Raw genomic sequence first — 23361 nt, 5'->3', positions numbered from 1 at the left:
CGGTGCGCCGTTTTGCGTCACATGGTTGACAGCCGGGCGGCGGCCGCGCTGAAGCGGTCGACGACGAGTTCGGCCAGCTCGTCCGGCGGCAGCACGCCCGCGCGCAGCAGCGGCTCGGTGACGGCCGCCGCCCCCGCCGCGCGGGCGGTGTCGACGGCGAGGTCCTGGAAGTAGCCCGGGGCGAGCAGGTAACTCGCGACGACGACCCGGCGCGGGGCGGCACCCGCCGCTCCGCCCCCGACGGCGCCCGCGCCGTCCTCGGCCGCGCGCCGCACGGCCGCCTCGAGCGTCGGCTCGGCGGCCGAGAGGTAGCCGAGCGAGACCGGGGCGCCGAGCTCGCGGGCGAGCCGCTCCCCCATCTCCGCGCAGTCCGCCACGGCGCGCGCATCGCTCGACCCCGCAGCGGAGAGCACGACGGCGTCGCCCGGCCGCCACTCGGCCTCGAGCAGGCGCCGCACGAGCACCCGGGCGAGCCGGTCGTCGGGCCCGAGCGCCCCGGCGAGCTCGACCGTGCGCGTCTGTTCGGCGGCGACGGCCTCGGTGAGGTCGACGTGCACGTGGTACCCGGCCGAGAGCAGCAGCGGCACCACGACCGCGGGCATCCCGGCCGGCAGGCTCGCGAGCGTCGCCGGCACGTCGGGCTGCTCGACGTCGACGTGGCCGAGGCGCAGGGCGGCCGCGCCCGAGGCCGCGTGCCCGGCCGGGCCGGGGAGCATGCCGCCGCCCCGCATGAGCCGCGCGCCGACGGCCTTGACGAGGCCGCGGACGGCGGCGCTGCCGTCGGGCGAGGAGGTGCCGTGCGAGATCGCGACGAGCGCAGGACGGGTCATCCCTCCATCGTGCCGTACCTCGGCCGTCCCAGGACCGCGCCCGAAGCGTTCTCCGAGGCCGACCGCGTAGGCTGCTACACCGATGAGCACCCCGACCTCTCCCGCCCGTTCCCGCTTCGGCCGCCGCGAGACGCCTCCCGGCCCGCGCGCCACCTTCCGGCAACTGCTGCCCTTCGTGTTCGAGCACCGCCCCGTGCTCGTCTGGGTCGCGGTCCTCTCCATCGTCGGCGCGCTCGCGAGCCTCGCACAGCCGCTGCTCGTCAGCCAGGTCATCACCGTCGTCGAGGCGGGCGACCCGCTCGGCTGGATCGTGTGGGCGCTCGTCGCGCTCGTGGTGGTCAGCGGCATCATCACCGGCTACCAGCACTACCTGCTGCAGCGCACGGGCGAGGGCGTCGTACTGTCCAGCCGCAAGCAGCTCGTCGCGAAGCTGCTGCGCCTGCCGATCGCGGAGTTCGACACCCGCCGCACGGGCGACCTCGTCTCGCGCGTCGGCAGCGACACGACGATGCTGCGGGCGGTGCTGACCCAGGGCCTCGTCGAGGCCGTCGGCGGTGCGGTGACCTTCGTCGGCGCGCTCATCGCGATGCTCGTCATCGACCCCGTGCTGCTCGGGCTCACCGTGCTCGTCATCGCCGTCGCCATCACCACCGTCACGCTGCTCTCGGCGCGCGTCCGCGAGGCCTCGCACGCGGCGCAGGCGAAGGTCGGCGACGTCGCCGCCTCGGTCGAGCGCGCGATCAGCTCGGTGCGCACCATCCGCGCGGCCGGCGCGACCGAGCGCGAGCTCGCCGACGTGCAGGCCGAGGCCGAGGGCGCCTGGCGGATGGGTGTGAAGGTCGCGAAGATCTCCGCGCTCATCGTGCCGATCGCCGGCATCGCGATGCAGGTGTCGTTCCTCGTCGTGCTCGGCGTCGGCGGCTTCCGGGTCGCCTCGGGCGCGATCACGGTCGCGAACCTCGTCGCGTTCATCCTGTTCCTGTTCATGATGATCCTGCCGCTCGGCCAGGCCTTCGGCGCGATCACCTCCGTCAACCAGGCCCTCGGCGCGCTCGGCCGCATCCAGGAGATCCTCGACCTGCCCGACGAGGACGAGCACGACCGCGAGCTCGCCCCGCTCGCGGTCGTCGTCGGACCCGCGAACGAGGGCCTCCGCCCGGATGCCCCGGCGATCGAGTTCGACGACGTGCACTTCGCCTACGCGCAGACCTCGCCGCAGGACCCCGCCGACCCGGGCAACGACTCGGCCGACGCGCACGAGCCGGAGCCCTCCGTCACCGAGCGGCAGCCCGTGCTCCGGGGCGTCTCCTTCGCGGTGCCGCGCGGCCAGCGCGTCGCGCTCGTCGGGCCGTCGGGCGCCGGCAAGTCGACGATCCTGTCGCTCGTGGAGCGCTTCTACGACCCCTCGGTCGGCGAGGTGCGCATGGGCGGGCTCGACCTGCGCTCGATCGACCGCGCCGAGCTGCGCGCGCAGATCGGCTACGTCGAGCAGGATGCCCCGGTGCTGGCCGGCACCCTCCGCGACAACCTGCTGCTCGGCAACCCGACGGCGAGCGACGAGGAGTGCGAGCACGTGCTGCAGTCCGTGAACCTCGGCGGCGTGCTCTCGCGCGACCCCGCGGGCCTCGGCGCGCAGGTCGGCGAAGACGGCATCATGCTCTCCGGCGGCGAACGGCAGCGCCTCGCGATCGCCCGGGCGCTGCTCGCGGCGCCGCCGATCCTGCTGCTCGACGAGTCCACGTCCTCGCTCGACGGGGTGAACGAGCGCATGATGCGCGAGGCGATCGACGAGGTCGCGGCCGGCCGCACGCTCATCGTCATCGCGCACCGGCTCTCGACCGTCGTCGACTCGGACCGCATCGTCGTGCTCGACGGCGGCCGCATCATCGGCGAGGGCACCCACGCCGAGCTCGTCGCCACCGTGCCGCTCTACCGCGAACTCGCCGAGCACCAGCTGCTCGTCTGAGCCCGCCCCACGTACAATGTCTTCGGGGAGCATCGGGGCGGGGTCCGCGAGCACGCACTCAGCGTGCTCGCGCGGAGCGCCCGCACCGCCTCGAACCGATCGGTGAGGCTCGACATGCCACGATACGCGTCTCGGCGTCGGTGTACGCCCGATTCGCGTATCGCCGCGAGCTCCTCGATCAGGTTGGCGACCGCTCGACCCTCTGGGGAGCTATAGAGCGGCATCTTGCAATCTCCTCGGATCGAGGTAGTGTCGGTGGTGTCTGACATACTCGAAAGATGGATGATTCGCTGAGGGTGGCGCGGTCTGCGCGCAAGCACCGGATCGGTGTCGAGCACATGCTCGCGGCCCTCGCGAACGAGACGGCACGAGCTGAGACCGGCGACGCGGTCCGCATCATCGGAATCGATGACCGGGGAATCGAGTTGGAAGTGGTAGTGGTGCCCGACGACCGCCGCGACGGTTGGACGATCATCCATGCAATGCCGACGAGCTACAGGAGGAACCGATGAACACGAGGGCACATAGCCGTTTCGAGCTTCCGGCGAACCCGAAGATCGAGTTCGTCGAGACCGAGGACGTCATCCTCGACGGCGAGCCGCTGACTGACGAGCGCGTCGAGGAGATCGTCGAGGACGTGCGCCACGCGAACCTCGTGCCCGGAGGGAAGTCACTGAACGATGACGGATCGCACTCCCCACGGCTCTCCGTGCGTGTGCCTGACTCCTTGAACGATGTACTCAAGGAAGTAGCCGCCGAGCGAGGCGTCGGGGTGTCAAGACTCGTCCGCGATGTGCTCGTGGAGTGGGCGCAGTTCCGCGAGGTTGTGGGCCATCGGCCGCCCGAACGACCGCGTCGTTCGAAAGCCGAGGAGGAAGCCGTCTCGCAGGTGTTCGGAGCATACCTCGTTGACGCTGCGGACCATCGATGCGAGTTTCCTGCCTGGGGGGCCACACTGGTCGGCTGGCAGCGACCAGTGGACGACGCTCACGGGGCTGACTTCCTCGTCTTCGTCTCCGAGCCGAAGATGATTCGTGCCCGCGCTGCCCGGCGGAAGCGGAGCGATTTCGGAATCGGTGCGTAGGCTCTCAGAAGCTGATCAGCGCAAATACGTCGCTCAGACCTCCCGCACCTCCCTGGCCGCCTGCGATGCGGTCTGCGGCGTCGCTGTCGGCAGGCCGGGCCCAAACCACGAGTTGCCCAACTTTCATGAACGTTGGGCAACTCGAGAGGGTGTTTGCCGCGGGCGGTGCGCCTTCCCGTGCCCACAACGCCCGCGGCGGGTCCGTAGACCCATGGATGCCGCGGGCGGTGCGCCTTCCCGTGCCCACAGCGCCCGCAGCATCCATCGGTCTGCGCATCCCATGATGACGCATCCCGCGCCGTTTCCCGTCATCGAGTGGATCGAGCGGACGAGGATCGCGCCAGACCTGGGACCCCGGCGCGATCCTCCTCCGCTCGATCGTGCGCCCCGGTGGCCGGGGCGCACAATCGACGGGACCTCGTTCAGTCGGTCACGGGCACCTGCCCGTGCTCGAGGTGGTAGCGGAGGCTCGACAGCTCGGCGCGGAGGGCGGCGGGCACCCGGTCGCCGAACTGGGCGAAGTACTCCTCGGTGAGCTCGCACTCGGCGAGCCACGAGGCGGGGTCGACGTGGAAGAGCTGCTCGAGCTCCTCGCCCGTGATCTCGAGGCCGTCGAGGTTCAGCGCGCCCTCGGCGGGCAGCAGGCCGATGGGCGTCTCCGCGGCGTCGGCCTCGCCCTCGAGGCGGCCGACGATCCACTCGATGACGCGCGAGTTCTCGCCGAACCCGGGCCACAGGAAGGAGCCGTCGGCGCCCTTGCGGAACCAGTTGACCTGGAAGATCTGCGGCGCGCGGTCGCCCAGCACGCGGCCCATCTTCACCCAGTGGCCCCAGTAGTCGGCCATGTTGTAGCCGCAGAAGGGCAGCATCGCGAAGGGGTCGCGGCGCAGCTCGCCGACGGTGCCCTCGGCGGCGGCGGTCTTCTCGCTCGAGATCGTCGCGCCCATGAACACGCCGTGCTTCCACGAGCGGGCCTGCGCGACGAGCGGCACGTTGGTCGCGCGGCGACCGCCGAACAGGATGGCGTCGATCGGCACGCCGTCGTGGGCGTCCCAGTCGTCCGAGATCTGCGGGCACTGGGCGGCCGCGACGGTGAAGCGCGAGTTCGGGTGCGCCGCGGGCCGGCCGGAGGCCGGGGTCCACGGCTGGCCCTGCCAGTCGGTGAGCTCCTCGGGCACCTCGTCGGTGAGCCCCTCCCACCAGACGTCGCCGTCGGGGCGGAGCGCCACGTTCGTGAAGATCGTGTTGCCCCAGAGCGTCTGCACGGCGGTCGGGTTGGTCGTCTCACCGGTGCCCGGCGCGACGCCGAAGAAGCCGGCCTCGGGGTTGATCGCGTAGAGGCGGCCGTCGTCGCCAGGACGCATCCAGGCGATGTCGTCGCCGATCGTCTCGACGGTCCAGCCCGGGATGGTCGGGCGGAGCATGGCGAGGTTCGTCTTGCCGCACGCCGAGGGGAACGCCGCGGCGATGTGGTAGACCTTGCCGGCCGGCGAGGTGACCTTGATGAGCAGCATGTGCTCGGCGAGCCAGCCCTCGTCGCGCGCCATCACCGAGGCGATGCGCAGCGCGAAGCACTTCTTCGCGAGCAGGGCGTTGCCGCCGTAGCCCGAGCCGAACGACCAGATCTCGCGCGAGTCCGGGAACTGCACGATGTACTTGGTGGGGTTCGAGGGCCACTCGATCTCGTCGCGGCGCTGGCCGACCCCGTCGACCAGCGGGTAGCCGACCGAGTGCACGGTGCGCACCCACGGCTCGCCGGCCTCGATGAGGCGGTAGACCTGCTCGCCCATGCGAGTCATGATGCCCATCGAGAGCACGACGTAGGGCGAGTCGGTGATCTCGACGCCGAGCTGCGAGATCGGGCCGCCGAGCGGGCCCATCGAGAAGGGCACGACGTACATCGTGCGGCCCTTCATGGAGCCGTCGAAGACGTCGACGAGCTCTTCGCGCATCTCGCGCGGGTCGCGCCAGTTGTTCGTGGGGCCGGCGTCTTCCTCGTAGGTCGAGCAGATGAAGGTGCGGTCCTCGACCCGGGCGACGTCGGAGGGGTCGGTGCGGGCGAGGTAGCTGTTGGGGCGCCACTCGGGGTTGAGCTTGATCAGCTTGCCCTCGGCGACGAGCTGCTTCGTGAGGAGGTCGGCCTCCTGCTTGGAGCCGTCGCACCAGACGATCTCGTCGGGCTTGGTGAGGGCGGCGATCTCGTCGACCCAGGCGCGCAGGGCCGGGTCGGTGGTGCCGCGGGGGGTCTCGCGGGCGTCGGAGTCCGTTCCGATGGAGAACTCGGAGAGGGTCATCGTCGTCGCGCCTTCCTGCTGGGTGCCGGGCGGTGCCGCTCGGCCGGACCGGAATCGGTCTGTCCTTCAAGAATGCGGGAAGACCGTCCAGTCATCCGGACGAAATAGATGGAAAGAATCGCGGATCTTTCGATATCCTTAAGCCATGAAGGCCGGTACCGCAGACCTCGCGACGCTCGGGCACCGCATCCGCCACTTCCGGGGCGAACGCGGGCTCACGCTCGACCAGCTCGGCGAACTCGTCGACCTCGCGGGCAGCCAGCTCTCCCTCATCGAGAACGGCAAGCGCGAGCCGAAGCTGTCGACCCTCGACGCCCTCGCCGCCGCCCTCGGCGTCGAACTCGCCGAGCTGCTCTCCCGCGAGGCGCCGAGCCGGCGTGCGGCCCTCGAGCTCGAACTCGGGCGCGCGCAGGCGAGCCCGCTGTACGCGAGCCTCGGCCTGCCGCCGATCCGCGCGAGCCGCGGTATCAGCGACGAGACGCTCGAGTCGATCGTCGGGCTGCATCGCGAGCTGCAGCGCCGGGCGAGCGAGGCGATCGCGACGCCCGAGGAGGCCCGGCGCGCGAACACGGAGATGCGGGAGCGGATGCGCGAGCGCGCCAACTACCTCCCCGACATCGAGCGGCTCGCCGAGGAGCAGGTGCGCGCCTCCGGGCACCGCTCGGGCGCCCTCACCCACCGCGAGGTGAGCGTCATGGCCGAGCGGCTCGGCTTCAAGCTCATCTACGTCGACGACCTGCCCGACTCGACGCGCTCCATCACCGATCTCGAGAACGGCCGCATCTACCTGCCGCCGGCCTCGATCCCCGGCGGGCACGGCCTGCGCTCGATGGCGCTGCAGGCGATGGCGCACCGGCTGCTCGGCCACACGCCGCCGGCGAGCTACGACGAGTTCCTCTGGCAGCGCCTCGAGATCAACTACTTCGCGGCCGCGTGCCTGATGCCGCAGGAGGCATCCGTCGCCTTCCTGCAGGAGGCGAAGAAGGAGCGGCGGCTCGCGATCGAGGACTTCCGCGACGCCTTCGGCGTGACCCACGAGGCCGCCGCGCTGCGCTTCACGAACCTCGCCACTTCGCACCTCGACATGACGCTGCACTTCCTCCGGGTGGCGGGCGACGGGGCGCTGCTGAAGGGCTACGAGAACGACGGCCTGCCGCTGCCGACCGATGTGACCGGGTCGATCGAGGGGCAGTGGGTCTGCAAGAAGTGGAGCGCCCGCACCGCGTTCGGGCACACCAACCGCACCACGGAGAACTACCAGTACACCGATACCCCGGCCGGCACCTTCTGGTGCGCGACGCAGACGGGTCGCACGGATGCCGCGGAGTTCTCGATCACGGTCGGCGTGCCGTTCAACCAGGCGAAGTGGTTCCGCGGCCGCGAGACGACGCTGCGGGCGACGTCGAGCTGCCCCGACGAGAACTGCTGCCGCCGCGCGCCCGACGGACTCGCGGAGCGCTGGTCGGGCCGGGCCTGGCCGAGCGCCCGGCTGCACGCGCACGTGCTCTCGCCGCTGCCCTCCGGCACGTTCCCCGGCGTCGACGACGCGGAGGTCTACGCCTTCCTCGAGGCGCACGCCGAGCAGTGAGCGGGCACGGCGCGCACGCCGAGCAGTGAGCGGCGCAGGCCGCCGCTCGCGTCCCGCGCAGCCTAGAAGCTGCCGCCCATCTCCTCGAGGCGCTTCACGCGCTCGGGGATCGGCGGGTGCGTGGCGAAGAGGCGGTCGACGATGCCGGGCTTCAGCGGGTCGGCGATCCACAGGTGCGCCATCGAGGTGTTCTGCCGCTGCATGGGGCGGCCGTACGCCTCGAGCTTGAGCAGCGCCCGCGCGAGCGCGTCGGGGTGGCGGGTCGTCATCGCGCCGGTCGCGTCGGCGAGGTATTCCCGCTGGCGGGAGACCGCGAGCTGCACGAGGGTCGCGACGAGCGGGGCGACCAGCATCGCGACGATGCCGAAGATCATGACGATGGGGTTGCCGTTGTTGTTGCCCCGGCCGCCGAAGAACGCCATGCGCACGAGCATGTCGGAGATGAACCCGACGGCGACGACGAGGCCGAACACGATCATCGAGAGGCGGATGTCGTAGTTGCGCACGTGCCCGAGCTCGTGCGCCATGACCCCCTCGAGCTCCGCGTCGTCCATGAGCTCGAGCAGGCCCGTGGTCGCGGCGACGGAGGCGTGCTGCGGGTCACGACCGGTCGCGAACGCGTTCGGCGCCGGGTCGGAGACGACGTACACGCGCGGCATCGGCGTGCCGGTCGTGATGGACAGGTTCTCGACGACCCGCCAGAGCCTCGGATGCTCGGCCTTCGAGGTGATCTCGATCGCGCCGGACATCGCGAGCGCCTGCCGGTCGGCCGTGAAGTACTGGATGAGGGCGTAGCCGATCGCCACCACGAGCGTGATGACGACGATCGTCAGGTTGCCGTAGATCGCGGCCGCGAGCCAGCCGAGCCCGCCGATGATCAGCAGGAAGAGCAGGATCGTGAAGACGGTGTTGCGTTTGTTCTTGGCGATTGCGCGATACATCGGGTGGCGTCAGCGCTCCACTCGCGTCAGAACTGCACGCGCGGCGGCTCGGCGATCGCCGCCGGCTCCGCGACCTCGAAGAACTCGCGCTCGTGGAAGCCGAGGCCCCGCACGAAGAGGGTGTTCGGGAACACCTTGATCTTCGTGTTCAGCTCGCGCACGCCGCCGTTGTAGAAGCGGCGCGAGGCCTGGATCTTGTCTTCCGTGTCGACGAGCTCGGACTGCAGCTGGAGGAAGTTCTGGCTCGCCTGCAGCTGCGGGTACGCCTCGGCGACCGCGAAGATCGACTTCAGCGCCTGCTGCATGTGGTTCTCGGCGGCGCCGGCCTCGACGGGGCCCTGCGCCTGCAGGGTCTCGGCGCGGGCCTGGGTGACCGACTCGAACACGGACTTCTCGTGCGCGGCGTAGCCCTTGACCGCCTCGATGAGGTTCGGGATCAGGTCGGCTCGGCGCTTCAGCTGCACCGTGATGTCGCTCCACGCCTCGTCGACGCGCACGTTGAGCGTGACGAGGGAGTTGTACGTGGCCCACAGGTAGATGCCGATGATGAGGACCAGCGCGACGACGATGATGACGGGAATGAGCCATTCCATGGCTGATCAGCTCCTAGCCTGCGGGAATCGGGGTGCCGTCTCATCTTATCCGCGCGCCCTGCCGTCGGCCGGGTTTCCCATGAGACTCGAAGGCTTCTCACTCTCGGCTCGCGCCCGACGTGTCGCGCGCGTACAGCCGGGGCGTAGGCTCTCGCTCGTGGAGCAGGAGGGCACCCGGGCCACCGGTCGCCGCCGCGGCCGCCCGCGGGCCGCGGAGGTCGGCGCGGCCCGCGGCCGCATCGTCGCCGCCGCGACGCAGGAGTTCGCCGAGCGCGGCTACGAGGCGGCGTCGATCCGCTCGATCGCCCGGCGCGCGGAGGTCGACCCGGCGCTGATCCGGCACTACTTCGACGACAAGCAGGCGCTCGTCGCCGCGGTGGTCGAGGTGCCGCTCCGCCCGGACCGCATCGTCCAGGGCGCGCTCGATGGGCCGCTCGACGCGGTCGGCGCGGGGCTCGTCACCGGCGTCCTGCGCGCCTGGGACTCGCCGGCGGTGCGTCCGGCCGCCCTCGCGGCGCTCCGCGGCGCGGTCGGGCACGGCCCCGTCTCGCGGATGCTCCGGGAGTTCCTCCGCCGTGAACTCATGCACCGCATCGCGGGCCGGCTCGTCGAGGCCGGCGTCGGCGAGGGCGAGGCGGAGCTGCGCGCCGAGCTCGCCGTCTCCCAGATCGTCGGGCTCATCATGGTGCGCTACGTGCTCGTCGCCGAACCGCTCGCGAGCCTCGATCCCGGCGAGATCGTGCGACGGCTCGCGCCCGTCGTGCAGTTCCACCTCGACGGCGGCGCGGGTCTTGACAGCGCCGCACCCGCGGCGAAGAATTCCCCGCATGATGAATAACGCGGATGCCTCGAGCGGCGCCGCCGTCGTGGTCCGCGAGTTGCACGTCCGCCGCGGCCGGAACGAGGTGCTCGACGGGCTCTCGCTCGCCGTGCCGCGCGGCCGCATCGTCGGGCTCCTCGGCCCGAGCGGCAGCGGCAAGACGACGCTCATGCGCGCGATCGTCGGCGTGCAGCTCGTCCGTTCGGGCGAGATCGAGGTGCTCGGGCTGCCCGCCGGCAGCGCCGCGCTGCGCACCCGCGTCGCCTACGTCACGCAGCAGCCGAGCGTGTACGACGACCTCACCGTGCGGCAGAACCTGCGCTACTTCCGGCGGGTGCTCGGCGCCCCCGCGTCCGACGTCGAACGGGTGATCGACCGCACCGAGCTCGGGCCGGTCGCCGAGCGGCTCGTCGGCACGCTCTCCGGCGGTCAGCGCGGCCGCGTCTCGCTCGCCGCCGCGCTGCTCGGCTCCCCGGAGCTGCTCGTGCTCGACGAGCCGACGGTCGGCCTCGACCCGGTCCTGCGCGTCGAGCTCTGGGCGCTGTTCCGGGCCCTCGCTGACGACGGGGTCACGCTGCTCGTCTCGAGCCACGTCATGGACGAGGCGAAGCGCTGCGACCGCCTGCTGCTCATGCGCGACGGCGAACTCCTCGCCGACGACACCGTCGACGGGGTGCTCGAGCTCACCGGCACCGACGACGTCGAGGCGGCCTTCCTCCGACTGATCGAACGCGGTGAGCCCGACCTCCGCTCCCCCGCCGAGGCCGCCGAAGCCGCCGAGCCGGGCGGGCGCGGCCGCCACGCGGCATCCCCCGCTCCCGCGACGGAGCACGCACCGGAGGAGCCGCGATGACCCTCACCCGCACCTTCGCGACCGCGGGCCGGGTGCTCGCGCAGATCCGGCACGATCCGCGCACCATCGGCCTGCTCGTCGTGGTGCCGAGCCTGCTGATCGGCCTCGTCGCCTGGATCTTCACCGACACCGACGTCTTCAGCAGCATCGGGCCCGCGATGATCGCGCTGTTCCCGTTCATCGTGATGTTCCTCGTCACGAGCATCGCGACCCTCCGCGAGCGGCGCAGCGGCACGCTCGAGCGGCTGCTGTCGATGCCGCTCGGCAAGGGCGACTTCATCCTCGGCTACGCGCTCGCCTTCGGGCTGCTCGCCGTCGTGCAGACGGCCGTCGCGGTCTCGTTCGCCGTGTGGGTGTGCGGGCTCGAGATCTCGGGCTCGATCTGGCTGCTGTTCGCCGTGGCGGTGGCCGACGCGCTGCTCGGCACGGCGCTCGGGCTGCTCGCGAGCGCCTTCGCGCGCACCGAGTTCCAGGTCGTGCAGTTCATGCCCGTGCTGGTGTTCCCGCAGATCCTCCTCGGCGGCATCTTCATCCCCCGCGACCAGCTGCCCGCCGTGCTCGAGGCGATCAGCGACTGGCTGCCGCTCAGCTACGCGATCGACGCCCTGCAGGCCGTCGCCGCCGACTCGGAGTCCACGGCGTGGGTGGTCGGCAAGCTGCTCGTCATCGGCGCCTGGATCGTGGGCTCCATCGTCGTCGGCTCCATCACCCTCCGCCGCCGCACGCCCTAGCCGGCGAGCGTGGGGCGACCCGCGCCACCGGACTCCGCACCGAGCACCCGGTCGAGGTAGTCGTTGCGGAAGCGCCGCTCGGGGTCGAGCTCCTCGCGCACCGCGAGGAAGTCGTCGAAGCGCGGGTAGCGCTCGCGCAGCGCGGCGGCGTCGAGGGTGTGCATCTTGCCCCAGTGCGGCCGCCCCTCGTGGGCGAGCATGATCTCCTCGACCGCGCGGAAGTACTCCGTCGGATCCTCGCGGAAGTAGCGGTGTACCGCGAGGTACCCCGTCTCCCGGCCGTGCGCCGTCGACAGCCAGTTGTCGTCGGCCGCGGCCGCGCGCACCTCCACAGGGAAGCTGATCCGCCAGCCGCGCCGCTCGATGAGCCGCTGCACCTCGCGCAGCGCCTCGGGCACGGCGGCGAGCGGCACGGCGTACTCCATCTCGCGGAAGCGCACGGTGCGGTTCGTGACGAACACCTTCGGCGAGAAGTCGGCGAAGTCGCGACTGCCCTGCAGCCGCTCCACCTGGCGGGCGAAGAACGGCACGACGGGCGGCACCGCGGTGCCGAGCGCGCAGACGCCGCGGTACACGCCGTTCGCGAGCAGCTCGTCGTCGAGGTAGCGCGACATCCGGCCGAGCGGCTTGCGGGGCGCGTCACCCGGCAGCCGGGTGTTCGTCTTCGTCATCGCGATCTCGGTGTGCGGGAACCAGTAGAACTCGAAATGGTCGGCCCCGCGCACACGCGCCTCCCAGCCGTCCAGCACCTCGGCGAGCGGCTCCGGGTGCTCGTCCGCGTGCAGCACGTACCGCGGCACGAGCTGCAGCGTGAGCTCGACGAGCACGCCGAGGGCGCCGAGGCCGAGGCGCACGGCCGGCAGCAGCTCCGGGCGGGATGCCTCGTCGACGGTGAGCAGCTCCCCCGTTCCGGTGACGAGCTTCGCGCCGACGATCTGGGTGGCGAGCCCGCCGAAGCCGAGGCCCGTGCCGTGCGTGCCCGTCGAGGTGGCGCCGGCGATCGACTGCCGGTCGATGTCGCCCATGTTCGGCAGCGCGAGCCCGTACGGCGCGAGCAGGGCGGGCAGCCGGTGCAGGCGGGTGCCCGCGCCGAGCGTCACCCGGCCGTGCTCGACGTCGACGTCGAGCACGCCCGCGATCGCGTCGAGGTCGAGCTGCACGCCCGGTGCGACGGCGATGCCGGTGAAGCTGTGGCCGGCGCCGACGGGCTTGATCGCGAGTCCCGCGGCGGCCGCCGCGGTCACCGCGCGCTGCACCGCCTCCGCGCTCGCGGGCCGCTCCACCCGCACCGGCCGCACCTGCTCGGTGCGCCCCCAGTTGCGCCAGATCGCGCCCGTCGCCGCCACGGCATCCCGTCCTCTCGTCACCGCTCCGCGCTCGCGCGCGCCGTCCGTCGTCGTCCCCGTCACGGCCGTTCCCTCCTCACAGGAACGCCCAGCCCTCGCCGCGGTACGTCGGCAGCTCGCCGACGACCGCGTCGCCGTCGACGACCGCGAAGGCGTTCAGGTGCTCCGCGAGCTCGCCGGACTTCGTGTGCCGGAGCCAGACCCGCTCGCCCACCCGCAGCCGCCTCGCGGCGCGGCCGGTCACGGGCGACTGCACCTCGCCGGCCATCTCGCGTGGCAGGAGCTCGAGCCCCTCCGGCCAGACGATGCGCGGCAGGCGGTCAGGCCCGGGCGGCCCGGAGGCGATCCAGCCGCCGCCGAGGATCGTCGCGTGCTCGGCGCTCGGCCGGCGCACGACGTCGAGCGCGAAGGCGGCCGCGGGGGCCGGGGCGAACTGCGTGTAGCCGTCGAAGAGGTGACCGGCGAGGATGCCGGAGCCGGCGGCGATCTCGGTGATCGAGGGGTCGGCGCTCGTCGCCTCAAGGGAGCCGGTGCCGCCGCCGTTCACGAACTCGAGCTCGGCGTGCTCGCGGATGCGCGCGATCGCCCGGGCGCGGCGTTCCAGCAGCTCGGGCATGGAGCGCGACTGCATCCACCGGTTCATGACCCCGTCGACGGGCTTGCCGGGCGGCGCGGTCTGCACGCCGGCGATCTGCGCCTCGTACGACATGACGCCGACGAGCGCGAAGCCCGGCCGAGCGGCGAGGTAGGCCGCGAAGGCGCCGGCGTCGTCGGGCTCGTGGATCGGCGAGCGGCGGACGCCGAGGTGGCCGAGCACGGGCGCCTGCCAGGAGGCGTCGAGCTCGAGGCACACGCGGATCGTCTCGCGCTCGCCCGGGGGCAGCACGGCGTCGACGAGGTCGAGCTGGGCGGGCGAGTCGACCATGAGGGTGATCTTCGCGGCGAGCTCGGGGTCGGTGGCGAGGCGCCGGATACTGCCGCGCTCGGCCGTCGGGTAGCCCACGACGACGTCGTCGACGGTGTCGGCGAGCCGGATGGCCTCGGCGAGCGTGTAGGCGAGCACGCCCCGGTAGCCGGGCATCCGCAGCAGCGCCTCGATGACGCCGCGCACGCGGATCGACTTCGAGGCGACCCGGATCGGCGTGCCCTGCGCCCGGCGCACCATGTCGGCGGCGTTGTGCCGCAGCGCTCCGAGGTGGAGCGCGCCGACGGGCGCATCGAGGTGGGCGGTGGCGGCCGTCATCCTGCCCCAGTACTCGGCCGGGTCGCGCCAGACCGCGGCATCCGCCGTCGGCCGGCCCGTGAGCCGGAGATCGATGGCCGTCACGCCGGTGGCCTCCTTCGTCGTGCTGGTCTTCTTCGTCGTCGTGCCGCGCGTCGCGGCCGGCCGCGTCGCGGCGCTCATGCGACGCTCCGCACCCTGGCGACCGCGAACGCGCCCGCCGCGGCGAAGGCGGCGGACAGCACGAACACGAGCACGAAGGAGCCGGTGAGCACGACCGCGGCGGCGCCGATGAGGGGCGCGATGGCCTGCGGCACGGCGGAGGCGATGTTCATGATGCCGAGGTCCTTGCCGCGGCTCGCCGCGTCCGGCAGCACCTGCGTCGCGAGCGCCTGGTCGACCGAGAGGAAGCAGCCGTAGCCGGCGCCGAGCAGTCCCGCGGCGATCATCGCGACGGTGAGGTCGGGCACGAGGGCGAGCAGGAGCGCGGCGAGCGCCTGCAGCCCGGAGGCGACGAAGACGAACACCCGGCGCTTGCCGGTGCGGTCCGACCAGCGGCCGAGGCCGAGCGAGGCGAGCACCACGAACACCATGTAGATGAGCGTGAGCACGATGAGGTCGTCCTCGGCGTGCTCGTCCTTCAGACCGAACATCAGGAAGTACAGCAGCAGGCTCGTGCCGAGCGCGTTGCCGACGGAGACGAGCACACGGCTGAGCAGCGTCCAGCCGAAGTCGGGGTAGCGGCGGGGGCTGATCCACAGGGAGGAGAGGACGCCTCGCGCGGTCACCCGCGCGCGGTCGGCGGCGAGCAGGGGCTGGTCCCGGCGCAGCAGGAACGGCACGGCGAGCAGCACCAGCAGAAGGGCGAGCACCGCGTAGCCGGCCACCTGGCCCGCGACGAGCTCGGTGACGAGCAGCAGACCCGCGATGATGCCGACCGCCTGCGGGGCGGACATCCAGCCGGACACGAAGCCGCGCTGGCCGACCGGCACCTGGTCGGAGATCGTCGCGGTGAGCGCGGCGGTCATGATGCAGAAGCCGACGGATGCCGCGACCCACGCCGCACCGATCGCCCAGATCTGGGTCTGGAAGCCGAGCAGCACGAGCGAGAGGGCGAAGACGAGCGCGCCGATCGCGATCCACGGCCGCCGGCGGCCGAAGCGGCTCGTCGTGCGGTCGCTCATGGCGCCCGTGAGCGGGTAGGCGATGATCGTCGCGAGCGCCGCGATGCCGGAGATGATGCCGAAGGCGACGACCGAGTCGACCCAGTTCTCCGGATGCAGCTCGGCGTCGATCTGCGCGGGGAGCAGCAGCTGCACGGGGGTCAGCTGCGCCATCCACACCCCGAACCAGACGGTCGCGAAGGCCGCGATCCAGCCCGCCGAGACGCGGCGGACCGGTTCGGCGAAGGCGCCGACCGCGCCGCTCGCCGTGCCCACGCCGATGCCGTGCGGGCCGGGCGCTGCGCCGGGCCCGGCGCCGGGGTCGGGGGCGCCGGGGTCGGGCGCGCCGGGGTCGATTCGGGTCATCGGGGGTCCGCCATTCTCGAGAGGGCGTCGGCCGCGGCGACGGCGACGCGGGCGGCGGCCGCGTCGTCGCGGTCGACCAGCCAGGTGAGGGTGAGGCCGTCGGTGAAGGCGACGAGCACCCGGGCGACGTGCTCGACGGGCAGTCGCCAGCGCGCGCCGGTGAGCTCGGCCGCGGCGTCGAGGGCCTCGACGACGAGCTCGGCGTAGCGCTCGTACTGCGCGACGGCGAGGGGATGCCGCTCCGGCGAACGGAGCGCGTACTGGGTGAGCTCGAGCATGGCCTGCTCGTGCTCGGGATCGGCGCGGAGGTGCTCGAAGTAGCGCAGCAGCCCGGCCTCGACGAGCTCGGCGAGGCTCGCGCCCTCGTCGGCCGCGGCGATGAGCTCCTCGGGGGCGACCGCCTTGCGCTCGCGCGCCACGACGGTGCCGATGAGCTCGTCGACGAGCTCGTCGCGCGACTCGAACGCGTAGTGGAAGCTTGCGAGGCTCATGCCGGCCTCGGCCACGATCGCCCGTGTCGTCGCCTGCGCGAGGCCCTCGCGGGACACGACCCGCAGCGCGGCCTCGATGAGCGCCGAGCGGCGGTCGGCGGCAGACATCCGCGCCATCGCGTCCTCCTCGCCGTCGAGTCGTCGCGACGACCGCGTCGCGACGAACTGGGACAGTTGACCCAGTCGCCTCAGTATGCAGCATCCGGCCCGGGATCGCTACGCTCGCTTCATGCGCCTCGGAGTTCTCGATGTCGGTTCCAACACCGTCCACCTCCTCGTGGTCGACGCCCACCCCGGCGCACGCCCCATCCCCACCGCCTCGAACAAGTCCGTGCTGCGCCTCATGCGCTACCTCGAGCCCGACGGCGCGATCAGCCCCGAGGGCGTGCAGGCGGTGCTCTCGGCCGTCGGCGAGGCGGCCAGGGCGGCGCGCGAGGCCGGCATCGAGGAGCTGCTCGCCTTCGCCACCTCGGCGATCCGGGAGGCCGCCAACGGCGAGCACCTGCTCGACCTCGTGGAGCGCGAGACCGGCATCCGGCTCGACGTGCTCTCCGGCGAGGACGAGGCCCGGCTCACCTTCCTCGCGGTGCGCCGGTGGTACGGCTGGTCGGCCGAGCGCATCCTGCTCTTCGACATCGGCGGCGGCTCGCTCGAGATCGCGCTCGGCGGCGACGAGGTGCCCGATGTGGCCCGCTCGCTCCCGCTCGGCGCGGGGCGTTCGACGATCGCCTTCCTGCCCGACGACCCGCCCTCGGTCGAGCAGGTCGGCCGCCTGCGCGAGCACGCGCGGCGGGTCATCGAGGGCGCGCTCGGCGACTTCCGCGCCCACGCCGGCCCGGACCACGTCGTCGGCTCCTCGAAGACGATCCGCTCGCTCGCCCGGCTCGCGGGCTGGACCGAGGACGGGGTGGGATCGTCGGGCCGCGCCATGCTGAAGCTCAAGGGCCTCGACGACTGGATCCCCCGGCTCGCCCGCATCCCCGCCGACGCGCGCCCCGCACTGCCCGGCATCACCGCCGACCGCACCTTCCAGATCGTCGCCGGCGCGGTCGTGCTCTCGGAGGCGATGCGCGCCTTCGACGTCGACGAGCTCGACGTCTCCCCCTGGGCATTGCGCGAGGGCCTCATCCTGCGCCGGCTCGACCACCTCGACTGAGCGGGGTCGCGCGGCCCACCGCGCCGCCTGCCTGCCTGCCCGCCTGCCGCCCAGGTGCCCCCACTGGGATTCGAACCCAGACGTGATGCGGGCTCGAGCACCGCGCCGCCTGCCGCCCCGGTGCCCCCACTGGGATTCGAACCCAGACTTGAGCGGGTTTAAGCCGCCTGCCTCTGCCGGTTGGGCTATGGGGGCGCGGCGGCCGGGCGCACTCGCCCGAGACGCCGAACGCGGCGCCGCCCAGGGGGCGACGCCGCGTCACAGTGTAGTCAGCTGCCGTGCCGCCTACTTGGCGGCGACGACCTCCTCGGCCTTCGTCTCGGCGGCGGGCGCGTCGGTTGCGGGCTCGGCCGGAGCGGCCTTCTTCGCGGTCGTGCGCTTGGCCGGAGCCTTCTTCGGCGCGGCCTCGCCGGCCTCGCTCTTCGCAGCCGGAGCCTTCTTCGCCGCAGCCTTCGCGGGCGCGGCCTTCGCGGGCGCAGCCTTGGGCTCCGCCTTCGCGGGCGCAGCCTTGGGCTCCGCCTTCGCGGGGGCGGCGGTCGTCGCCGGCGCGGCGTCGGCGGCCGGCTTCGGGCGGGCGGCGAACTCCTCAAACGCGGCGCGCGGGCGCTGCACGGCCGACAGCGACACGATGTCGCGGCCGAGCCAGAAGTTGTTCCACCAGCCCCAGAACACGCGGAACTTGCGCTCCCAGCTGGGCATCGCGAGGCCGTGGTAGCCGCGGTGCGCGAACCAGGCGAGCAGGCCCTTGATCGCGAGCTTGCCGGACTGGAACACGCCCGAGCCGAGGCCGAGGCCCGCGACGGCACCGAGGTTCTTGTGCACGTAGTTCTTGGGCTCCTCGCCGCGGAGCACCGCGACGACGTTCTTGGCGAGCAGCTTGCCCTGACGCACGGCGTGCTGGGCGTTCGGCACGCAGTAGCCGCCGACGCCGCCGCCGGTGAGGTCGGGCACGGCCGAGATGTCGCCGGCCGCCCAGGCGTCGGCCACGATGTCGTCGTCGTCACCGACGCGGAGGTCGGCGCGGGTCTTGATGCGGCCGCGCTCCTCGACGGGCAGGTCGCTCGTGCGGACGATCGCCGGGTTCGCCATGACGCCGGCGGTCCAGACGATGAGGTCGGACTCGAAGCTCTCGCCGGTCGACAGCTCGATCTTGCCGTCGACGGCGCTCGTGAGCTGCGTGTCGAGGTGGATCTGCGCACCGCGCTGGGCGAGGTGCTTGATCACCCAGTGGCTCGTGGGGAGCGACACCTCGGGCATGATGCGGCCCATCGCCTCGATGAGGTGGAAGTGCGTGTCCTCGAAGCTGAGCTGCGGGTAGTACTCGAGCAGGGCGCTCGCGAAGGAGCGCAGCTCGGCGAACACCTCGATGCCGGCGAAGCCGCCGCCGACCACCGTGACGGTGAGCAGGCGGTCGCGCTCGGGACCGGCGGGGAGGTTCGACGCCTTGTCGAAGTTCGAGAGCAGGCGGTCGCGGATCGCCACAGCCTCTTCGATGGTCTTCAGGCCGATCGCGTTCTCGGCGATGCCGGGGATCGGGAAGGTGCGCGAGACGGCGCCGCCGGTGACCACGACGACGTCGTAGTCGAACTGCCACGGCTCGCCCTCGGCGGGCGTGATCGTCGCGGTCTTGGCCGCGTGGTCGATCTTCGTGACCTTGGCGGTGACGACGTTCGTCTTCTTGAGGTGGCGGCGCTGCGCGACGACCGCGTGACGGGCCTCGATCGAACCGGCCGCGACCTCGGGCAGGAACGGCTGGTACGTCATGTAGGGCAGCGGGTCGACCACGGTGACCTCGGCTTCGCCGGGACGCAGCCACTTCTCGAGCTTCCACGCGGTGTAGAAACCTGCATACCCGCCACCGACGATGAGAATCTTGGGCACGGTGAATGGACTCCTTGATTTGTGGGGATGGGCGGTCAGTCCCCGCCGCCGCGGGTGCTCCGCCTGATATGCCGAGTGGCGCCGATGCCCAACAGCGCTGCTAGCGTACCAAATCCCGCGACCAGTGAGAGCGGGATCGTGATATATGCGAGCGTCCACGACGTGGGCAGCAGGGTCTGGGTGCTCGCCGACTCGGGCAGCGGCGGGTCGGCGATCGGCACGATCTGCTCCTCGGGCGCCTCCGTCGGGGGCGCCTCGCCACTCGCCCGGCGGTGCAGCCGGATCCAGTCGGAGAGGCTGCCGAGCGGGTTCGCGTCGACCTTGGGCACGTCCTCGGTGAGGGCGGCGACGGGGTCGATGAGGCCGTAGCCGTAGAGCGGCCCGCCGACCGGGTGCCCCTTGGGGTCGGCCGTCGAGATGACCCGGTTGATGACGTTGGCCGCGTCGAGATCGGGGTACTCGGCGCGCACGAGCGCCACGAGCCCGGAGACGATCGGCGCAGCGGCGCTCGTGCCGCTCCACTGCACGTAGGAGCCGTCGGGGCGCACCCCGACGAGGTCCTCGCTCGGGGCCGCGACCGCGATCGTGATGCCCTGGGAGCTCGCGTCGAAGCTCGCGTTGCCCTCCCGGTCGACGCCGGCGACGGTGAGCACGCCCGGGATCGTCGCGGGCGCGCCGACCTCGGTGGTGCCGCTGCCGCGGTTGCCCGCCGCCGCGACGATCACGACGTCGTGCTCGAAGGCGTGCAGGAACGCCGCGTCCCAGCTCTCGGGCCAGTCGCGGGTGTTGCGCGTGAGCGACATGTTGATGACGTCGGCGCCGTGGTCGACCGCCCAGACGACGGCCTCGGCGATCTGGTCGTCGTTCGAGGCGCTGGCGCCGGTCTCCTCGCCGAAGGCGACGGAGGCGGTCAGGATGGATGCCTCGGGCGCGACGCCGATGACGCCGTTGCCGGGCGTCGAGCCGCGACCGGCGAGGAGCGAGGCGACCATGGTGCCGTGCTCGGGCTTCTCGCCGACCGGGGTCTGCCCGTCGGGCGAGCCGAGGCCCGAGACATCCGTGCCGCCCGTGATCGCGCCCTTCAGCTCGACGACGGTGCCGGCGACGCCGGTGTCGATCACCGCGACCGTGACGCCCTTGCCCTTGGTCGTGTTCCAGGCGGTCGAGAAGCCGTACTCGCTCAGCCAGTACTCGAGGTCGCGCACCGTGTCCGCGTGCGCGGGGGCCGCGCCGACGCCGACGAGCGCCGCGGTCGCGGCGGCGAGGGCGAGCCCGCGCACGATCCGCGAAGCGCGCCCGCCGCGTCGGCGGCCGGTCATCGGGCGGGCTCCGCCGCCGGCGGCGCGCCGCCGGCCTCGTCCACGCCGTAGTCGGCGCACTGGCACACCTCGGGCGACCAGCTCGAGCGGGCGAGCGCGAGATCGCCGATGGGGTTCGCCCCCGGACCGGCCGCGAGCGCGTGCGCGGCGACGGCGTGCAGGCACTTCACCCGGGTGGGCATGCCGCCGGCCGAGACGCCCGCGATCTCGGCCACCTCGCCGAACTGCCCGCGATCGGCCAGGTAGTCCTCGTGGGCGCGGGCGTAGCCGGCGGCCACCTCGGCGTCGGCGTGCAGCAGCTCGTTGCACTCGACCATGAGCTGCGCGGCCTCGAGGAAGCTCATCGCGGCCGTCGCGGCGGGGTGGCTCAGGTAGTAGAACGTGGGGAACGGCGTGCCGTCGGCGAGCCGGGGCGCGGTCGCGACGACCGTCGGGGCACCGCACACGCAGCGCGCGGCGATGCCGACGACGTTGCGCGCTTCTCGGCCGAGCTGCGCCGAGACGATGCGGAGGTCGCGCTCGGCGACGGGCTCGAACGGCGGGCGGGTCATCGGGTACCTCCGGAGGTAGCCGCGGCGGGCGGCGTGGTCGCTGCTGGGTCGGCGGGCGGGGCGCTCGGGTCGCTCGCGCCCGGCGCGAGGCCGGCGGTCATGACGGAGTCGAGCAGGCTCGAGAGCCAGTCGTGCTCCGCCTCGGTCACATCGGCAGAGACCGCGTGCTCGGCCTCGGACTTGTCGGCGTCGCTGCGGTCGTCGATGACGAGGTAGCTCACCTCGCCGGGCAGCACGTAGTAGAGCCGCTCGCGCGCCTGGGTCACGATGAACGTCTCGTCGCTCCATCGTTCGCGCTCGGTGCGGAGCTTCGTGAGCTCGGCCTCCTGCTGGGAGACCTCGGCGCGCAGCTCGGCGATCTGCTGCCGCTGCGCGGCGAAGGAGGAGACCGTGGGCGCGAGCACGACGACGGCGAGCACGAGCAGGCCCATCATGATGAGCGAGAACCCCGAGAAGCGGATGCCGCCGAGCCATCCCTGCCGCACCGCTCCGGCCTCGGGAGCGGTGGTGGCCGCCGAGGCGGTGCGTCGCCGTGCGCTGCGGGGGCCCGTCGAGTCGCCGGGAGCGCGCGGGGCGGTCGCGGGCTCGGGCTCCGGCGTCGCGGGGGTCGTGCGCTTCGGGGGCTGCGGCCGCCCGGGGCGCTGGGGACGCTTCGGTCCGCTCATCGCGCCTCCTTCCCGGCCGATCGCCCGGGGAACGCAGCAGGGGGCGGCCGCCTGGCCACCCCCTGCTGTCGCGGCTCGCGCCGCGATCGTCTTACGCCGTGAAGCGCGGGAACGCCGTGCGGCCGGCGTACACCGCGGCCTCACCGAGCTCTTCTTCGATCCTCAGAAGCTGATTGTACTTGGCGACCCGCTCGGAACGGGCGGGCGCGCCCGTCTTGATCTGGCCGCAGTCGGTCGCGACCGCGAGGTCGGCGATCGTCGTGTCCTCGGTCTCACCCGAACGGTGCGAGAGCACCGCGGTGTAGCCGGCGCGCTGCGCGAGCTTCACGGCGTCGAGGGTCTCGGTGAGGGTGCCGATCTGGTTCACCTTCACGAGGATCGAGTTGCCGGCGTGCTTCGCGATGCCGTCGGCGAGGCGCTTCGGGTTCGTCACGAACAGGTCGTCGCCGACGAGCTGGAGCTTCTGCCCGAGCGAGGCGGTGAGCTCGGCCCAGCCGGCCCAGTCGTCCTCGGCCAGCGGGTCCTCGATCGAGACGAGCGGGTACGCCTCGGCGAGCTCGGCGTAGTACGCGTTCATCTCGGCGGCGCTGCGGTCCTTGCCCTCGAAGCGGTAGACGCCGTTCTCGAAGAACTCGGTCGACGCGACGTCGAGGCCGAGGGCGATGTCGGTGCCGAGGGTGAAGCCCGCCTTCTGCACGGCCTCGGAGATGAAGTCGAGCGCGGCGCGGTTGTGCGCGAAGTCGGGGGCGAAGCCGCCCTCGTCGCCGAGGCCGGTCGACAGGCCGTTCGCCTTCAGCAGGCTCTTCAGCGCGTGGTAGGTCTCGACGCCCCAGCGGAGGCCCTCGGAGAAGGTCGGCGCGCCGACCGGGAGGATCATGAACTCCTGGATGTCGACGCCGGTGTCGGCGTGCGCGCCGCCGTTGATGATGTTCATCATCGGCACGGGCAGCACGTGCGCGTTCGGGCCGCCGAGGTAGCGGAACAGCGGCAGGTCGGCGGCGTCGGCCGCGGCCTTCGCGACGGCGAGCGAGACGCCGAGGATGGCGTTCGCGCCGAGGCGGCTCTTGTTGTCGGTGCCGTCGGCCTCGATGAGGGCGGCGTCGACGAGGCGCTGGTCGCTCGCGTCGAGGTCCTCGATGGCCGGGCCGAGCACGTCGAGCACGGCGTCGACGGCCTTCTGCACGCCCTTGCCGAGGTAGCGGTCGGCGTCGCCGTCGCGCAGCTCGTACGCCTCGAACGCCCCGGTCGACGCCCCCGAGGGCACGGCCGCCCGGGCGAGCGATCCGTCGTCGAGGAGGACCTCGACCTCGACGGTGGGGTTGCCGCGCGAGTCGAGAATCTCGCGCGCGCCGACTGCTTCGATGAATGCCACAGTGGACTCCTCTGATGGGGGCTTCGTGGGGTTGGGAAGGTATGGACGACGCCATCGTGATCCGCCGCCCAGTCTAGGGGCGTCGGCGAGAGCCACAACTCCGCGGGGCGCCGACTCCGCGGGGCACGG

At 72.5% G+C, this 23361-nt stretch carries 20 protein-coding genes, 1 tRNA gene and 1 pseudogene; 8 read left to right on the top strand and 14 right to left on the bottom strand.

The genetic code is table 11. The features are described 5' to 3' along the window. Nucleotides 1–17: 17 nt before the first annotated feature. The gene (locus ACFWE1_RS09040; protein ID WP_376933147.1) at nucleotides 18–830 is read right to left on the bottom strand and encodes a sirohydrochlorin chelatase; all 813 of its coding nucleotides are present in this window, start codon (nucleotides 828–830) and stop codon (nucleotides 18–20) included. Between the two features lie 82 nt (nucleotides 831–912). Between ACFWE1_RS09040 and ACFWE1_RS09035 the strand changes: the two genes are divergently transcribed. The 3 genes from ACFWE1_RS09035 to ACFWE1_RS09025 all read left to right on the top strand — a co-directional run bounded on the left by ACFWE1_RS09035 (nucleotide 913) and on the right by ACFWE1_RS09025 (nucleotide 3880). Then, nucleotides 913–2796, top strand: a complete 1884-nt coding sequence (locus ACFWE1_RS09035; protein WP_376933146.1) for an ABC transporter ATP-binding protein — start codon at nucleotides 913–915, stop codon at nucleotides 2794–2796. Nucleotides 2797–3074: 278 nt separating this feature from the next. Continuing rightward, nucleotides 3075–3308, top strand: coding sequence for a hypothetical protein (locus ACFWE1_RS09030; protein ID WP_376933145.1), 234 nt, complete (start codon nucleotides 3075–3077; stop codon nucleotides 3306–3308). Further along, the gene (locus ACFWE1_RS09025; protein ID WP_376933144.1) at nucleotides 3305–3880 is read left to right on the top strand and encodes a hypothetical protein; all 576 of its coding nucleotides are present in this window, start codon (nucleotides 3305–3307) and stop codon (nucleotides 3878–3880) included. Before ACFWE1_RS09030 ends, ACFWE1_RS09025 begins: the two co-directional genes overlap by 4 nt. A gap of 422 nt (nucleotides 3881–4302) precedes the next feature. On the opposite strand, the gene ACFWE1_RS09020 is transcribed toward ACFWE1_RS09025, so the two are convergent. Beyond that, complete coding sequence (locus ACFWE1_RS09020; protein WP_376933143.1) at nucleotides 4303–6174, bottom strand: phosphoenolpyruvate carboxykinase (GTP); 1872 nt, start codon at nucleotides 6172–6174, stop codon at nucleotides 4303–4305. Nucleotides 6175–6319: 145 nt separating this feature from the next. On the opposite strand from ACFWE1_RS09020, the gene ACFWE1_RS09015 reads away from it, so the two are divergent. Further along, nucleotides 6320–7762 (top strand): helix-turn-helix domain-containing protein, encoded by a 1443-nt coding sequence (locus ACFWE1_RS09015; protein WP_376933142.1) that lies wholly within the window; start codon nucleotides 6320–6322, stop codon nucleotides 7760–7762. Between the two features lie 62 nt (nucleotides 7763–7824). On the opposite strand, the gene ACFWE1_RS09010 is transcribed toward ACFWE1_RS09015, so the two are convergent. Together ACFWE1_RS09010 and ACFWE1_RS09005 are read right to left on the bottom strand one after the other, a co-directional pair. Further along, the gene (locus ACFWE1_RS09010; protein WP_376933141.1) at nucleotides 7825–8703 is read right to left on the bottom strand and encodes a M48 family metalloprotease; all 879 of its coding nucleotides are present in this window, start codon (nucleotides 8701–8703) and stop codon (nucleotides 7825–7827) included. 26 nt (nucleotides 8704–8729) lie between these two features. After that, on the bottom strand, nucleotides 8730–9296 hold the full coding sequence (locus ACFWE1_RS09005) for a LemA family protein (RefSeq protein WP_189086555.1): 567 nt from the start codon (nucleotides 9294–9296) through the stop codon (nucleotides 8730–8732). A 157-nt stretch (nucleotides 9297–9453) separates the two neighbouring features. On the opposite strand from ACFWE1_RS09005, the gene ACFWE1_RS09000 reads away from it, so the two are divergent. From ACFWE1_RS09000 to ACFWE1_RS08990, 3 genes and pseudogenes are all read left to right on the top strand, one after another. Next, a complete protein-coding gene (locus ACFWE1_RS09000) occupies nucleotides 9454–10134 on the top strand; it encodes a TetR family transcriptional regulator (protein WP_376933140.1) in 681 nt (226 codons plus the stop codon). Next, nucleotides 10124–10630: pseudogene (locus ACFWE1_RS08995) on the top strand (ABC transporter ATP-binding protein); the annotation flags it as partial. The gene ACFWE1_RS09000 and the pseudogene ACFWE1_RS08995, both read left to right, overlap by 11 nt. A 335-nt stretch (nucleotides 10631–10965) precedes the next feature. Beyond that, the gene (locus ACFWE1_RS08990) at nucleotides 10966–11700 is read left to right on the top strand and encodes an ABC transporter permease (protein ID WP_376933139.1); all 735 of its coding nucleotides are present in this window, start codon (nucleotides 10966–10968) and stop codon (nucleotides 11698–11700) included. Here the strand turns inward: ACFWE1_RS08990 and ACFWE1_RS08985 are convergent. The 4 genes from ACFWE1_RS08985 to ACFWE1_RS08970 form a co-directional block, all read right to left on the bottom strand. Further along, nucleotides 11697–13046, bottom strand: a complete 1350-nt coding sequence (locus ACFWE1_RS08985) for a D-arabinono-1,4-lactone oxidase (RefSeq protein WP_376933495.1) — start codon at nucleotides 13044–13046, stop codon at nucleotides 11697–11699. The genes ACFWE1_RS08990 and ACFWE1_RS08985 overlap by 4 nt on opposite strands. Nucleotides 13047–13122: 76 nt before the next feature. Further along, complete coding sequence (locus ACFWE1_RS08980; RefSeq protein WP_376933138.1) at nucleotides 13123–14451, bottom strand: alanine racemase; 1329 nt, start codon at nucleotides 14449–14451, stop codon at nucleotides 13123–13125. After that, complete coding sequence (locus tag ACFWE1_RS08975; protein ID WP_376933137.1) at nucleotides 14448–15797, bottom strand: MFS transporter; 1350 nt, start codon at nucleotides 15795–15797, stop codon at nucleotides 14448–14450. The genes ACFWE1_RS08980 and ACFWE1_RS08975 overlap by 4 nt, the downstream gene beginning before the upstream one ends. After that, nucleotides 15794–16405, bottom strand: coding sequence for a TetR/AcrR family transcriptional regulator (locus tag ACFWE1_RS08970; RefSeq protein WP_376933136.1), 612 nt, complete (start codon nucleotides 16403–16405; stop codon nucleotides 15794–15796). The genes ACFWE1_RS08975 and ACFWE1_RS08970 overlap by 4 nt, the downstream gene beginning before the upstream one ends. Nucleotides 16406–16517: 112 nt before the next feature. Between ACFWE1_RS08970 and ACFWE1_RS08965 the strand changes: the two genes are divergently transcribed. After that, nucleotides 16518–17444, top strand: coding sequence for a Ppx/GppA phosphatase family protein (locus tag ACFWE1_RS08965; protein WP_376933135.1), 927 nt, complete (start codon nucleotides 16518–16520; stop codon nucleotides 17442–17444). A 121-nt stretch (nucleotides 17445–17565) separates the two neighbouring features. Here ACFWE1_RS08965 and ACFWE1_RS08960 read toward each other — a convergent pair. The 6 genes from ACFWE1_RS08960 to eno all read right to left on the bottom strand — a co-directional run bounded on the left by ACFWE1_RS08960 (nucleotide 17566) and on the right by eno (nucleotide 23232). Beyond that, a tRNA-Leu gene (locus ACFWE1_RS08960) sits at nucleotides 17566–17639 on the bottom strand. Between the two features lie 90 nt (nucleotides 17640–17729). Then, a complete protein-coding gene (locus ACFWE1_RS08955) occupies nucleotides 17730–19325 on the bottom strand; it encodes an NAD(P)/FAD-dependent oxidoreductase (protein WP_376933134.1) in 1596 nt (531 codons plus the stop codon). A 35-nt stretch (nucleotides 19326–19360) separates the two neighbouring features. Continuing rightward, nucleotides 19361–20644 carry a S8 family serine peptidase gene (locus ACFWE1_RS08950; protein ID WP_376933133.1) on the bottom strand — a complete coding sequence of 428 codons (1284 nt, stop codon included), beginning with the start codon at nucleotides 20642–20644 and terminating at the stop codon, nucleotides 19361–19363. Next, on the bottom strand, nucleotides 20641–21195 hold the full coding sequence (locus tag ACFWE1_RS08945; protein ID WP_376933132.1) for a DUF501 domain-containing protein: 555 nt from the start codon (nucleotides 21193–21195) through the stop codon (nucleotides 20641–20643). The genes ACFWE1_RS08950 and ACFWE1_RS08945 overlap by 4 nt, the downstream gene beginning before the upstream one ends. Further along, complete coding sequence (locus tag ACFWE1_RS08940; protein ID WP_376933131.1) at nucleotides 21192–21860, bottom strand: septum formation initiator family protein; 669 nt, start codon at nucleotides 21858–21860, stop codon at nucleotides 21192–21194. The genes ACFWE1_RS08945 and ACFWE1_RS08940 overlap by 4 nt, the downstream gene beginning before the upstream one ends. A 91-nt stretch (nucleotides 21861–21951) precedes the next feature. Next, complete coding sequence (gene eno, locus ACFWE1_RS08935; protein ID WP_189086566.1) at nucleotides 21952–23232, bottom strand: phosphopyruvate hydratase; 1281 nt, start codon at nucleotides 23230–23232, stop codon at nucleotides 21952–21954. Nucleotides 23233–23361 lie beyond the last annotated feature (129 nt).

It is taken from the genome of Agromyces sp. NPDC060279, from assembly GCF_042726785.1.
GTDB lineage: Bacteria > Actinomycetota > Actinomycetes > Actinomycetales > Microbacteriaceae > Agromyces.
This window is presented reverse-complemented; position numbering and strand designations above follow the sequence as displayed.

Bases quoted from the DNA above. Each gene is read 5' to 3' on its own strand.
- ACFWE1_RS08975 (WP_376933137.1), bottom strand. From the start codon at position 15,797: ATGACCCGAATCGACCCCGGCGCGCCCGACCCCGGCGCCCCCGACCCC.
- ACFWE1_RS09005 (WP_189086555.1), bottom strand. From the start codon at position 9,296: ATGGAATGGCTCATTCCCGTCATCATCGTCGTCGCGCTGGTCCTCATC.
- ACFWE1_RS08990 (WP_376933139.1), top strand. From the start codon at position 10,966: ATGACCCTCACCCGCACCTTCGCGACCGCGGGCCGGGTGCTCGCGCAG.
- ACFWE1_RS08965 (WP_376933135.1), top strand. From the start codon at position 16,518: ATGCGCCTCGGAGTTCTCGATGTCGGTTCCAACACCGTCCACCTCCTC.
- ACFWE1_RS08950 (WP_376933133.1), bottom strand. From the start codon at position 20,644: ATGACCGGCCGCCGACGCGGCGGGCGCGCTTCGCGGATCGTGCGCGGG.
- ACFWE1_RS09010 (WP_376933141.1), bottom strand. From the start codon at position 8,703: ATGTATCGCGCAATCGCCAAGAACAAACGCAACACCGTCTTCACGATC.
- ACFWE1_RS09015 (WP_376933142.1), top strand. From the start codon at position 6,320: ATGAAGGCCGGTACCGCAGACCTCGCGACGCTCGGGCACCGCATCCGC.
- ACFWE1_RS09025 (WP_376933144.1), top strand. From the start codon at position 3,305: ATGAACACGAGGGCACATAGCCGTTTCGAGCTTCCGGCGAACCCGAAG.
- ACFWE1_RS09035 (WP_376933146.1), top strand. From the start codon at position 913: ATGAGCACCCCGACCTCTCCCGCCCGTTCCCGCTTCGGCCGCCGCGAG.
- ACFWE1_RS09020 (WP_376933143.1), bottom strand. From the start codon at position 6,174: ATGACCCTCTCCGAGTTCTCCATCGGAACGGACTCCGACGCCCGCGAG.
- ACFWE1_RS09040 (WP_376933147.1), bottom strand. From the start codon at position 830: ATGACCCGTCCTGCGCTCGTCGCGATCTCGCACGGCACCTCCTCGCCC.
- ACFWE1_RS08970 (WP_376933136.1), bottom strand. From the start codon at position 16,405: ATGGCGCGGATGTCTGCCGCCGACCGCCGCTCGGCGCTCATCGAGGCC.
- ACFWE1_RS08980 (WP_376933138.1), bottom strand. From the start codon at position 14,451: ATGAGCGCCGCGACGCGGCCGGCCGCGACGCGCGGCACGACGACGAAG.
- ACFWE1_RS08940 (WP_376933131.1), bottom strand. From the start codon at position 21,860: ATGAGCGGACCGAAGCGTCCCCAGCGCCCCGGGCGGCCGCAGCCCCCG.
- ACFWE1_RS09030 (WP_376933145.1), top strand. From the start codon at position 3,075: ATGGATGATTCGCTGAGGGTGGCGCGGTCTGCGCGCAAGCACCGGATC.
- ACFWE1_RS08945 (WP_376933132.1), bottom strand. From the start codon at position 21,195: ATGACCCGCCCGCCGTTCGAGCCCGTCGCCGAGCGCGACCTCCGCATC.